The sequence below is a fragment of the Bacillus hominis genome, from assembly GCF_018332515.1.
Lineage (GTDB): Bacteria > Bacillota > Bacilli > Bacillales > Bacillaceae_G > Bacillus_A > Bacillus_A hominis.
In genome coordinates this window covers 1-13123 of record NZ_BOQD01000289.1, presented here as the reverse complement: position 1 = coordinate 13123, position 13123 = coordinate 1, and the positions used below count along the sequence as shown (strand labels likewise).

General features: G+C 35.9%; 11 protein-coding genes and 3 pseudogenes. 9 read left to right on the top strand and 5 right to left on the bottom strand.

The annotated features are described in order from the left end of the window. Positions 1-70 precede the first annotated feature (70 nt). Positions 71-319: a hypothetical protein gene (locus KI356_RS22575; protein ID WP_128282312.1), complete on the top strand. Its 249-nt coding sequence runs from the start codon at positions 71-73 to the stop codon at positions 317-319. A 48-nt stretch (positions 320-367) separates the two neighbouring features. Here KI356_RS22575 and KI356_RS22570 read toward each other — a convergent pair whose 3' ends face one another. Next, positions 368-1405 carry a serine hydrolase domain-containing protein gene (locus KI356_RS22570; RefSeq protein ID WP_212936520.1) on the bottom strand — a complete coding sequence of 346 codons (1038 nt, stop codon included), beginning with the start codon at positions 1403-1405 and terminating at the stop codon, positions 368-370. A 351-nt stretch (positions 1406-1756) separates the two neighbouring features. Here KI356_RS22570 and KI356_RS22565 point away from each other — a divergent pair. Next, positions 1757-1918 (top strand): annotated as a pseudogene (locus tag KI356_RS22565) (IS4 family transposase); the annotation flags it as partial. A gap of 138 nt (positions 1919-2056) precedes the next feature. On the opposite strand, the gene KI356_RS22560 reads toward KI356_RS22565, so the two are convergent. Beyond that, on the bottom strand, positions 2057-3574 hold the full coding sequence (locus tag KI356_RS22560) for a COG4705 family protein (protein ID WP_212936519.1): 1518 nt from the start codon (positions 3572-3574) through the stop codon (positions 2057-2059). 191 nt (positions 3575-3765) lie between these two features. Continuing rightward, positions 3766-4164, bottom strand: a pseudogene (locus KI356_RS28515) (DUF5643 domain-containing protein); the annotation flags it as partial. Between the two features lie 188 nt (positions 4165-4352). Between KI356_RS28515 and KI356_RS22550 the strand changes: the two are divergent. From KI356_RS22550 to KI356_RS22525, 6 genes and pseudogenes are all read left to right on the top strand, one after another. Then, positions 4353-4532: pseudogene (locus KI356_RS22550) on the top strand (ATP-binding cassette domain-containing protein); the annotation flags it as partial. Between the two features lie 240 nt (positions 4533-4772). Next, positions 4773-6059, top strand: coding sequence for a hydroxylamine reductase (hcp, locus tag KI356_RS22545; protein WP_128282308.1), 1287 nt, complete (start codon positions 4773-4775; stop codon positions 6057-6059). A 674-nt stretch (positions 6060-6733) separates the two neighbouring features. Then, positions 6734-7054 carry a PadR family transcriptional regulator gene (locus KI356_RS22540; protein WP_071722835.1) on the top strand — a complete coding sequence of 107 codons (321 nt, stop codon included), beginning with the start codon at positions 6734-6736 and terminating at the stop codon, positions 7052-7054. 75 nt (positions 7055-7129) lie between these two features. Next, positions 7130-7471 (top strand): DUF1048 domain-containing protein, encoded by a 342-nt coding sequence (locus KI356_RS22535; protein WP_000891986.1) that lies wholly within the window; start codon positions 7130-7132, stop codon positions 7469-7471. Between the two features lie 170 nt (positions 7472-7641). Continuing rightward, complete coding sequence (locus tag KI356_RS22530; protein ID WP_212936518.1) at positions 7642-8403, top strand: ABC transporter ATP-binding protein; 762 nt, start codon at positions 7642-7644, stop codon at positions 8401-8403. A 1-nt stretch (position 8404) separates the two neighbouring features. Then, the gene (locus KI356_RS22525; protein WP_212936517.1) at positions 8405-9154 is read left to right on the top strand and encodes an ABC transporter permease; all 750 of its coding nucleotides are present in this window, start codon (positions 8405-8407) and stop codon (positions 9152-9154) included. 628 nt (positions 9155-9782) lie between these two features. Here KI356_RS22525 and KI356_RS22520 read toward each other — a convergent pair. Next, a complete protein-coding gene (locus KI356_RS22520) occupies positions 9783-10670 on the bottom strand; it encodes a LysR family transcriptional regulator (protein ID WP_212936516.1) in 888 nt (295 codons plus the stop codon). Positions 10671-10790: 120 nt separating this feature from the next. On the opposite strand from KI356_RS22520, the gene KI356_RS22515 reads away from it, so the two are divergent. Then, a complete protein-coding gene (locus KI356_RS22515; RefSeq protein WP_128282303.1) occupies positions 10791-11987 on the top strand; it encodes an MFS transporter in 1197 nt (398 codons plus the stop codon). A 377-nt stretch (positions 11988-12364) separates the two neighbouring features. Here KI356_RS22515 and KI356_RS22510 read toward each other — a convergent pair whose 3' ends face one another. After that, positions 12365-12469, bottom strand: coding sequence for a YjcZ family sporulation protein (locus KI356_RS22510; protein ID WP_063219790.1), 105 nt, complete (start codon positions 12467-12469; stop codon positions 12365-12367). Between the last annotated feature and the right edge of the window lie 654 nt (positions 12470-13123).

The following is a 13123-nucleotide window of genomic DNA, read 5'->3' as shown; positions in this document are numbered from 1 at the left end:
TAAGAATCATTTCCTTAAATTAGGTTTTTTGTATAGTAATTACATTCGTAGTTGGGAAGGGGAAAAGATTGTGAAGTTTGATGATCAACGTATACTAGGAATACGATTAGGTTCTGTACTCATAACAGAAGAAAATCAATATTTAGTAATTAAGAAGAAAGATCATTATGCACTATTAAACATACATAATTTAGAATGCACACATGTCGAAGTGCAGTTAGAACATATTGAAGAACTGTTGCATGAAGATTTCCAAGAAAGTATAACGGAAATTATCGCACCAGAACATATTAAAATTGTTGCGAAAAATGTTATATAAGAAAGAAGCTGGGAGAATCAGCTTCTTTCTTTATATTTGTTTCGTTTATTATAAGGATAACATTTTTAGAACCTCACCAATAATCCCATCCTTTTGATGAACACCTAAATCGGAATTCGTCATAATAACAGCACCATTCCCTCGGAGTGGATAACAAACCATCATACATTGGAATCCAACGCCCCAGCCAAGTGAATAAATTTGTAAGTCTTCATTAGAATCATCTAGAAAAACACCTAACCCAGTCCATTTTGAGCAGCCTTGAGGAGAAATTATATCTTGTACTGTTTTTTGAGAAAGTTTTAGTTTTCCATTTCCTTGCAAGGAATGAATGAGTTCGATTACTAAAGTTGATAAATCGGATGGTGTTGTCCAAATTCCTGAAGCAGCTGCGAATGGATAAAATGGATACTTCTCATTTGTTACAGTTCCATCTTTATTATGCCCGCAAGCGAAAGCGTTGGTTTTATCTATGTCTTCGGGAGAGAAGAGTGTACTATTTTTCATTTGTAGTGGATGGAAGATAAATTCTTCTAGTAACTGACTAAATGATTTTCCTGTAATATCTTCTAGTAGTTGTTCGATTATACAAAAGTTTGCGTCTGAGTAGTGAAATTCACTTTCTGGTTTATAAGTTGCTTCTATAGGTACTGGGCAATATAATGTTCTACCAGAAAGGAGTTCAGGAATTTTAGGTAGTCCTTTTGCGAGTGTATAATGTTCAAAGCTATTAGGAGGATCAATGATTCCAGATTGGTGACTTAATAAGTTTCGTAAAGTGATTTTTTTATGTGAAGTAAATATATTAGTGGGGATATTCCAAGATGTGAGTCTATCATTTACGTCTTCGTCTAAATGTATGATTTTTTGATCGGATAATGTTAGTACAAGTATGGCGGTGATGAATTTGCTAATAGAGCAAGAATTAAAGAGAGAATTTGTAGTAACACTTCTAGTTGTTTCAGACTCAAGTGTTCCGTAGGCTGTCGCTTCATCCAGTCTACCATCACGTATAACGGCAAGGCTTAACCCGGAAACGGAATATTGTTTCACTTGCTTGGATATATTTCTATTTAATAAGTTCATAGTATCTCCCTTCTGATAAAACAGAATATTAACTTTATTATACATTAGTAGATAAAGAGAAGTGTTGTGAATGGAATAAAAAGGTGCGTTTTAATAGAAAGAGGGAATTACTCTGTAAAATAAAGAATGATTAATAGTTCTCTTTCCTTACTAAGAGTAAAGAGCTTATATAATGTTACATAGTATATAAATATTGGTACATTACTTAATGAAAGTGGTGTACTTTTTTAATTTTACAGACCTCTACATGACCTCATTTACAACAACACATCCTCATGAAAAGTACATTTACAGCAACAATTACTTTAGTTATAATAAGAATATATATTAATATTTGAATTTTCAGTCCGATTAGAATATTTTCGTTTACAAGACTTTAAGTCTATTCAAGATAAGCAAGGATATTATTTATCACGTCTTAAGTTACCAACTAAGATATATAGAAAAGAATTCGAAACAGTCGTATTTAAAACAAAACCCGCTCAACTGAGGCCGGTATATATACAAAGTCATCGTTGTAAATCTATTAAACAAGAGCGAATACTTTTACCACAACTTTAGCGTATTCTTTGCTACTTTACTTTGCGGTCTGTAGCACGAACCCTGTCACTGCCCCTAAAAAGGAACCGCGATTGGCGATTCCTAAGATTATTATTTATTTGCTGCGTTTATGGTACTAAGTGAATTGTTAAGTGCTGTTTTACACTTGTTTACATCAGGATTCGATGAACGAACTGCTGCTAATACAACATCAATTGTTCCATCAATTTTCGTCCATGCAGCGCCATCAATTTTTCGAAGCTTAGGTTCCTGTGTGTCCCATTGATGTTCTAATTCATTTGCCCCTTTTTTAGCTGAAGCAAAGTCATTTTTGTTTACAGCGTTTAGTATATCATTTTCGATTTTTGCAAAATCGTTTAACTGTCCAGATAATGTAGTTTGTGAGGCACCAGATTTTGATGTTGATTTATTTGCCCCTTTTAAGACACTAAGTGAATTAGTAAGTGCTGTTTTGCTTTGATTAACATCAGGTTTTGAAGAACGAACCGCTGCTAGCACAGAGTCAATTGTTCCATCAATTTTTGTCCATGTAGTGCTATCAATTTTTCGAAGCTTAGGTTCTTGTGTATCCCACTGATGTTCCAAATTATCAGCGCCTTTTTTAGCTGAAGCAAAGTCGTTTTTATTTACAGCGTTTAGCATATCATTTTCAATTTTAACAAAATCGTTTAATTGCCCTGCTAATGTAGCTTGCTCTGCAGCACCTTGTGATGCAATATTATTACTGCGCCAGTTATAACCACCTATACCACCAACTAAGAAAATTACGAGTACAACAATCGTTTGTGTTAGCACATGTTTCTTATTTGCATTACTTTGGTTTGTTTCCGCTATATCACTTTTAGCATTTGTATCAATTTTTGAAACGGCAAGGAAAACGATGATCGCTAAAATAGCAATCAGAAAAATCACACTCGTAACGGTTGTCCCGAGTCCTAATCCGCCATTTACTTTTGGTTGAGATAGGTAATCTCCAAGTGACGCTCCAAGCGGACGAGTTAAAATATACGCAATCCAGAAAGCTAATACTCCGTCAAGTTTCAAAAATTTATAAGCTAAGAACACAAGAGCAATAATAATAACAACGCCTATTCCTGTGTTAAGATAACCAAAACCAAGTTGTTCGGAAAATAAATCGCCGACCGCTGTTCCAAGTGCAAAGGTGAAAAGGATCGTAAGCCAGTAGAAAACTTCTCTTTTTCTAGTAAAAATCGAGTGGATCGATAGTGTTTTTTCACTAAGATACCAAAATAGAAAAGTCAGTCCTAGTAGCACCGAGAAAACAGCTGTACTAACCTCAAGTGGTATGCCCATATTATCTGTCAAATTATCCGTTACCAGTGTACCAAATACGCTTATAAGAACAACCGTTACCCAGTAAATGGCTGGAACATATTTGTTTGCTTTAAATTGAAAAAACAATGCAATAAAAAATGCAACTCCCATAATAATGGTAGTAAGAGTTAAACCAAGTCCAATGTTGAAATTGATGAAATCAGCAAATGTTTCACCAACAGTTGTACACAAAACTTTGATAATCCAAAAGAAAATCGTCACTTGTGGAACTTTGTTAAGTAAAATTTTCATTTTATTTTGGTTTTCTTGCATATATAATTTCCTTTCTTTAAAGTGGTTTCCCACAACTTAATTTTATTTCTCTCTCTCTTTAAATAAGGATACCCATCCAAATCCAAGTTTATCATTAAGGAAGTCTGCGATGTTTTTTCCACACAAGTCAAGTTAACATAACGTCACTTATTAGCAGTCAATAGACATAGAAACCTAGCAAAATCCTTCAATTATTGTAGCAACACAGTCATTTTCAAATCTTCAGCACCTCCATTTTTTAATGTATCATTTTGACCACTAAGATACGTAGGTTCAATTGTTAAAGATTTTGGAGGATTATCCATTGGTGGCAGAGCTAAAACAATATGGTGTCTGAAAAGTCCCGTGCTACCAACTTGCAAGCTGCCTCCTTCGTAGATTTTTCCCTTATCATCAGTCACAGTATAGTCAAACGTTGGTCAACTGTCATTAGCTCCCATTTCTTTTGGATAATCAAAGGTCAAATCAATCCTCGTTGAAAGTGAAGAAAAGGTCACTTGGTCTACTGTTAATGCATACAGATTACCTCTCGTTAATGTTTTTATATTAGGAGTGAATTTACGAATCTTACCTTCAACCTTTGCGAGAGGAGTTACATTCAAAAAGTGTAGGTGCTTTATATATTTTAGCAATAGAAAACGAAGAACATATGAGAAATAGATTAAAATCACGTGAGAAAAGCGCTTTTTCTTTGTCCCTATGTTTTTTCATTTTCCTTATAGAACCCTTATAATTGTCGTTTATTCTAGACTCACAATATACGAGGAGGAAGTTTAGAATGAATGAGATTATGTTAGAAACAAAAAATCTTTGCAAAACATTTCGAAAGCAAAGTGTGGTACAAAATATTTCGCTTTCTGTACCGAAACATTCAATTTATGGATTGATAGGTCCTAATGGGGCAGGGAAAGCGACCACTTTGAAAATGATAACGGGCATGCTTACGCCTACTTCTGGTGAGATTCATTTTTATTTATATATTGCTAGACGTTCTTTAAAGTAATTATTTAGTTTTTTGGAAGCATCAACAGAAGTGTACATGCTTATGTATGAATTTTATAGTGTCAATAAAAAAATTATGTCAACAAGATGAACTGTCACAAACTTTTATATATTATTGTGATTGATATCACACCCCTTTTTCTCAATGGGTATTATGCTTAGTTTGTAAGGAATGATTGGGAGAGGGTGGGATGATATGTTTTGTTATCAATGTGAACAAACGCCAACAGGCGGATGTAAAGTGATGGGTGTTTGCGGTAAGAATGAAACCATTGCAAGTTTACAAGATACGATTGTATTTGGATTAAAAGGAATTGCTGCTTATCGTACACATGCCGCTCAGCTAGGGTATACAGATGCATTTGTAGATGCTACAACGCAAGAAGCATTATATATGACATTAACAAATTCTAACTTTAATGAACAAGAACATATTGATATGGCTATGAAGGTAGGGAAATCAGCTTTACGAGTGATGGAGTTGTTGGATGAGGCACATACGAATCACTTTGGTGTTCCAGAGCCTGTTCAAATTACACAAAATCATGTAGAAGGTAAGGCAATTGTAGTTACTGGTCATAATCTATTTGCATTAGAGGAATTATTAAAGCAAACAGAAGGAAAAGAAATTAATATTTACACGCACTCTGAAATGCTACCAGCACATGGTTATCCAAGGCTGAAAAAATATAAACATTTAAAAGGAAACATAGGTAAGGCATGGTATGATCAACGACGTCTATTTGAAAAATTTACTGGTGCCATATTAGCTACAACGAACTGTGTTATGCCAATTAAAGGATCATACTCTGATCGCTTCTTTTCATATGATATTGCCGGTCTAGAAGGTGTACGGAAAATTGAAAATGATGATTTTGCACCACTGATTCAAAAAGCGCTAGAACTTCCCGAAGTACATATGGAGTCGGATGAACAATTAGTAACAGGATTTCATCATAATACAGTATTATCATTAGCCCCAGAAATTATTGAGGCAGTAAAGGAAGGGAAAATAAAGCGTTTCTTTGTCATCGCAGGTTGTGATGCACCAGGAAAAGGCGGGGAATACTATCGTGAATTAGCAACGTCACTTCCGCCAGAAACGGTTATTTTAACAACCTCTTGTGGGAAATTCCGCTTTAATGATGTGAATTATGGTGTTGTACCTGGTACGGAGATTCCGCGTTACATTGACTTAGGCCAATGTAATAATTCAATTTCTACAGTGAAAATAGCGGCCGCTTTAGCAGATGCTTTTCAATGTGAAGTAAATGAATTGCCGGTTAGTATTGTCCTATCATGGTTTGAACAAAAAGCCGTTGCCATTTTACTTGGTCTATTTAGTCTTGGGATTCAAGATATTCGCATTGGTCCAAAGGCCCCTGAATTTATTTCACCTGGTGTGCTTGATGTATTACAAGAAACATTTGGTTTAAAACTGATTACAACTGCAGCAGAAGATATGAATATGATGTTATCGTAACAAAAAGGATGTCCTATATGTAGAGTTGGCTTTATCCCGCTATTTGCCGGGCAGCCCGAGTGGTTCAACTAATAATCAGTGGGGGATGAACAAAATCCCCCACTGATTAAAGTTTCACTTTATAAAGAATTTGTATGTATTCGCACACTTATGTATTAGATGCACAGGTGCATTAGTAGAAGAAGAAAAAAATGATCCGTCTTCTTAATAAGGAGAGCTAGCCACATTCATTAACTTCGGAATATTATAGCGCCCCAAAACAAAAATGTAGAATTTTTGTTTTGGGGTATTTCCTTTTCTTAGCTGGATAGGTATGTGGTGAGATTTTTTAAAAAGAAAATAGGCAGTATCCAATAGGTAATAGTGGATTTTTTTAAAAATTTAAAAGTCCAGTTGACATTCACCTCTACTTAGTCATACAATGTAGTTGTAATAAGTAATACTGAATAGCGTGGTTTCTTAAAATATATTCAGTAAACAATAGGAAAAAGCGGATTTAAGAAAAAATTTAAAAATCGAGTTGACATTCCATCTACTTAGTCATACAATGTAGTTGTAATAAGTAATACTGAATAGTGTGGTTTCTCAAAAGCTATTCAGTAAAAAATTCGCCTTAGTACTCTGTGATACTGAATATAAGTCAGACAGAATAGGGGGTAGAGGAGGATCAGAATATGGAAAATTTAACTGAAATGCTGAAAGGTTCGCTGGAAGGGTGTGTACTGGAAATCATCAGTCGCCGTGAAACTTATGGATATGAGATAACACGTCACCTGAATGATCTTGGGTTTACCGAAGTCGTGGAAGGAACGGTTTATACCATCCTCGTACGATTAGAGAAGAAAAAGCTTGTGAATATTGAAAAGAAACCGTCAGATATGGGGCCACCTCGTAAATTTTATTCACTTAATGAAGCTGGCCGCCAGGAGCTTGAATTATTTTGGAAAAAGTGGGATTTTGTATCATCAAAAATTAACGTCTTGAAGTCAAAATAGGTTCATAAGATAAAATGTTCCGGCCGATACTTTGGGAATTTCTTGTTCTGCTTTATAAAAAAGGAGGAAAATAAGATGTTAGAAATGTTTAAAAAGTTAATTGGTGATAAAAAAGAGTACAAAATGATGATGGCACGAGTTGAGGCTCTGCCAGAGGACTACCAGTTTGTATTTAAGAAAATTCAAAACTACATGTGGAATTTCTCAGCAGGTAACGGGATGGATATGTTACACATACAGTATGAATTAATCGATTTGTTCGAAGCGGGTGCAGCGGAAGGAAGACAAGTGCTTGACATTACTGGGGATGACGTGGCTTCCTTTGCTGACGAACTAGTGGCAAACGCTAAAACTTACGTCTCCAAGTATCGTGAAGATTTGAATGAAAGTATTATGAAGAAATTGAGAAAAAAATAAATGCAATAAGTAATACCGACTGATTAGCTGGTTACACATATGAATTGCCACCATAGCTATTCAGTTATATTTTTAACTCGGTACTAAGTAATACAGAATATCAGTGATACTAAATAGATAGAGGTAAATAATTTATCTTCGCAAAAAATTTTTATAGGGAGGAAAAAAGTATGAGTAATGCAGCGATTTCTGTAAAAGGGTTAAAAAAATCTTTTAAAGACAAGGAAGTTTTAAAAGGGGTGGACTTTGAAGTGCAGCGTGGCGAAATTTTTGCACTGCTGGGCTCAAATGGAGCTGGCAAGACGACAACGGTCAATATCCTTTCGACGCTGATGAAGCAAGATGGTGGTGAAGTAGGTATTTGCGATTTTGACGTTCAGCGTCAACCGGATCATGTTCGTCAAAGCATCAGTCTGACAGGGCAGTTCGCAGCTTTAGACGGTATGCTTACAGGGAGAGAAAACTTGATAATGATCGCCAAGTTACGTGGAGTTTCTAATCCTGCTCAAGTCGCTGACAATTTGCTTGCAAGATTCAGCTTGACCGATGCAGGAAATCAGAGAGCAGACCAATATTCAGGCGGGATGAAGCGCCGTCTTGATATCGCTATGAGCTTGATCGGGACGCCAGCAGTCATTTTTCTCGACGAACCAACGACAGGGCTTGACCCTGAAGCGCGGATTGAAGTGTGGGATACCGTCAAGGAACTTGCTGGCGGAGGCACAACTATCTTATTGACGACCCAGTACTTGGAGGAAGCAGAACAACTAGCGGACCGTATTGCGATCTTGCATGGCGGAAAAATTATCACGACTGGTACTCTTACTGAACTCAAAGAGATGTTCCCGCCAGCAAAAGTGGAGTATATCGAGAAGCAGCCGACGTTGGAAGAAATTTTCCTTGCGATCATCGGTAAAAAGGAGGAGATGTAAAATGCAAAGTAAAACAGGAGTATTACTAGGTCGTTTAATGCGCAACATCATGCGCAGTCCCGATACGATTATTACGGTAGCGATTACACCGATTATGATGATGCTGTTGTTTGTCTACGTATTTGGCGGCGCTATAAAGACAGGAACGAATAACTACGTCAATTATTTATTGCCGGGAATCTTGCTGATGGCTATCGCATCCGGTGTTGCTTACACATCCGTGCGGTTGTTTACGGATGTAAAGAGTGGGCTGATGGCACGTTTCATTACTATGCCCATCAAGCGTTCGTCGGTATTATGGGCTCACGTATTAACATCACTTGTTGCTAATGTGCTTACTATCGTGGTGGTTATCCTTGTGGCGCTTTTAATGGGCTTCCGTTCCAACGCTAATATTCTGGATTGGCTTGCGGTAGCTGGAATACTTGGGATGTTTACGTTGGCGCTGACATGGCTGGCTATTATTCCTGGGTTGACAGCGAAGTCTATGGAAGGGGCGACAGCCTACTCGTACCCGCTAATTTTTCTGCCCTTTATTAGTTCGGCCTTTGTTCCTACCGAAACGATGCCAAAAATTGTTCGTGCGTTCGCTGAGAACCAGCCTGTGACTTCAATCGTGAATGCGATTCGTGCCCTCTTATATGAAGGGACTGTTGGTAACGATATTTGGATTGCACTTGCTTGGTGCGTGGGCATTATGATTATCGCTTACTTCTTCGCCGGTAAAGCATTTAAACGCCAGTTAGGGTAAGTGCACCATAAGTTCAGTATCTAGTGGAAACTAAATCTTCTGAAATAATATATATGAAAAAATTAGATTTAAATCACACTCATCTTAGTGATTGCTATAGTTATTGGTATTTTTACTGGTTACACATTTGGTACGTAAGTAGGTTCAGACGTTGAGAAAAAGAAGTAAAGGGGGAGAGATAATATTTTGACCGCAATTTTAATCATCATAAAATCAATGCAATGCACAAAATACCTCCTTAAAATAGAAGAAAGGGTCCTGACCAATCAGGATCCTTTTTTAGTTTGTAGCGCTTATTTCTTTTTTGGGGTATGGTGAGGCCTAATAATTCAGATTTTAAAGAGAAAATACAACTTACGATGAAATGATGAGAAGCTAATGGGGTATAGACAAATTTATTTATTCCTGCTCGGATTTGTATTCCTTAAAAGAATGTCGATATATTATGGAAATCAATGCTTATGCTCAGGCATTAATCTAAGGGGACAATGCATTTCTTAAGTTGATGGATGTGGGACGCTACTTCAGATAGGCATCATTTTAAAAAAATTAACTGCTCTTATATACTATAAAGAGCAGTTCTTTGTATGTAGTAACACAACTAAATGAGAATTTATGCCTTGAAATATTAGGAAATATATTCTTGAAAATGTTCGATAATAAATTCTTTAAATGTTCTTGCAGCAGGAGATAAATAGTGATTACGTGCTGTAGCTAACGCGATGGTTCGTTCACATGGATAATCAGTAATTTCTAGAAAATGTAGATGGGATTGATCGAATTCATTTACTTTAGGTAATATAGCTATGCCTAATCCAGTAGCTACAAAGCCTAAAATTGTTGCGATTTCTTCTCCCATAAACGTAATTTTTGGATAAACTTGAAGCGTTTCGCACATTTGATCAAATATATAGCGAAGGCCGTACCCTTCCTTAAAACAAATAAATTCTTCATTCTCTAATTCTTTAAATGATATATATTTTTTCTGAGCGAATGGATGATTTTTTGAAACAGTGAGATACAGCGGTTCTACGTTTAACTTTGTCCATTCAATTTGCTCGTGTAAGATCGGCGGAGAAGTTAAGCATATGTCTGCTAATCCTTCTTTTACTTTTTCTAAAAGGTGAATGTTTGCCCCTTGATACATTTGAAATGTAACGTTTGGATAGAGCTTCTTATAATCCGCGATAATTTCAGGGATTGGACGAGTACCTAATGTATGTAAAAAAGCAATTGAGATTTCTCCGCTTTCAGGAGAAATTTTCTCTTGGATTTCTGCTAATCCAGTATGTAATGCGTTTTGTGCTTGTTTCGCTCGCTTTAGGAACATCTCCCCGTATCTTGTTAAGCGGACGTTTTTCCCTTCTCTAATGAATAAAGGAACACGTAGTTCTTCTTCCAATTTTAAAATTGAACGGCTAAGGGCCGGTTGAGAAATTAGTCGTTCTTTTGCAGCATTTGTGAAATGTTTGTGCTGTGCTACAGCAACGAAATTTTCAATTTGATGCCATTCCATATATTCATCTCCTTATTATGCATTTTGGTTATCAATATGATGTGAATTATAAATTAGACACATAGATAAAGGAAGCGTAACATAAAGAGTGCAGTTTTGATAGAAAAAGGGGAGATTACAATGACTTATATCCAAAAAGGAACAAAGACATATACAAATGCTAGCATAGCATTGTTTCTTGGCGGGTTTGTTACGTTTGCTACATTATATGCAACGCAACCACTACTACCTATATTAGCAAAAGATTTTGGGGTTTCCGCACCAGCAGCGAGCATAACATTATCTATTACAACAGGGATAATGGCCATAATGATGCTCATTGTAGCAACAATTTCAGATGTAATTGGTCGGAAACGTATTATGGTAGTATCGATGTTTTTAACATCTATTATCGGAGTATTGACAGCATTTAGCCCGAGTTTTACTACGCTCGTTCTGTTAAGAGGAGCACTTGGATTATGTATAGCAGGTCTACCGTCTATTGCAATGACTTATATTGGGGAAGAATTTGAGCCAAGCGGACTAGGAAAGGTTATGGGGCTGTACATTTGTGGAAATGCGATAGGAGGCATGACAGGTCGTATTTTTATTGGAATTGTAACAGATATATCATCATGGAGAATTGCATTAGGATTGCTTGGTATTATTACAGTCATTTGTAGTATCCTATTTTGGCGTACATTACCAAATCCTCTGAATTCTAAGAAACAAACGGTTAATTTTCAATCTATGTGGAATGCTTATGCAGTACATTTCAAAAACAAACAATTAGTAGCGACTATTTTTCTAGGATTTACATTAATGGGGAGTTTTGTAACATTGTACAATTATATTGGTTTTTTATTAGAAGAGCCTCCCTATTCATTAAGTCAAACGTTCATTGGATTTTTATTTATTGTATATGTGATGGGAACATTTAGTTCTGTATTTATGGGCAAGCAAGCAGATCTGCACGGGAGAAGCTTTACACTTATGGTTTCTATTACGATTATGATGATAGGAGCGATAGTAACACTTGCGCCTAATCTTATTATAAAAATAATTGGGTTATCTATTTTTACATTTGGCTTTTTTGGAAGTCACTCTATTGCTAGTGCTTCAATTGAAAAATATGCAGAAGTAAATAAAGCGCAGGCGGCAGCATTGTATTTATTATTCTATTATTTAGGTTCAAGTTTTATCGGATTATTTAGCGGTTATTTTTGGGAGCATTTCCATTGGATTGGAATTATTTCATTAATTGTGATGTTGTTAATTGGAGGACTTTCGCTCGTTTTATTCCCCAAAAAAGAGTATCATATTCAGCATAAACTTTGACGATGTAATAGATAATCTCTTCTTTTGATGAGAAATATTTGTATATAGGTGTCTTCTGTAAATGAAAGTACCTTTTGTTAACATAAAGCCAATGTATTGTGAAAACTACAAAAGCCCCTTTAGAGGATCTGAAGAAACTTTCTGATCACTCTAATAACACTAAGTTAAGCTATAATTGTGTTTGAAGGGTTCACCATACATATCCATCAAATTAAGAGCTTTATAACGCTCCAAAACAAAAAAATGTACATTTTTTCCTGGAGATGTCAATTTTTTCGTTTTGGGGTATTTGCTTTTCTTAGCTTGATAGCAATGTGGTATTACCTACCCCATAAAGAAAAAACACTCAAGTAAGAGTGTTTTTTCTAATAGTTTTTTTAGCAGAAGCAGCTAGCTCCAACAATGATTAATAAAATAAATAATACAACTAATAAAGCAAATCCTCCAGCAAAGCCGCCGCCACAGCTACCACCAAATCCCATATAAATCTCTCCTTTGAGTAAGAGGGGAAATTCAAGGTCACTCATGTATTTTAACGGGTTCCCATTACTTTATGATTTTACGCATGAATTGAGCAGGTCCTTTTGAAAATAAAGAAAATTCCAGAGTGTAAAAATTATATGGAAAATGAGCAGTGCACAAATAAATAAGATAACAATGGCGAAGAGCCACGATATACCCACAGTGTTCATATGGTTCATTTCATGTCCCAATTATATTTCCCTTCCACATGACATTGATGGTTATGGTCACATCTACAATTTTCTCCACACTGACAATAGGGATTCAAACAAGCTGGGTTGGAACAATTACGTTGATAATAAGGATAACCACCGTAATCCCCTTGTTCATTTTGCCACATCTTTCATCCCCAAAAAAAACTTTAATTTTATAAAAATATAGGTATTTATAGTCATCATCATATGTAATGTTTAGGTGGTTTAGAATTGTAAGAAGGGTGGCACCAACATTTCGCGGATTTCGTACGCTAAGCGGAGTTCGAAATGGTAAAATATAGTTGGTGGAGGGATGGAAATGAAAGGTGTACACAAAGCATTAAACTATTTTGGTGTCATGTGTTTGTTCATATTTAGTTTGGGGTTTATTTTCCGTTGGGTTTTTCGTGATGTGATTGC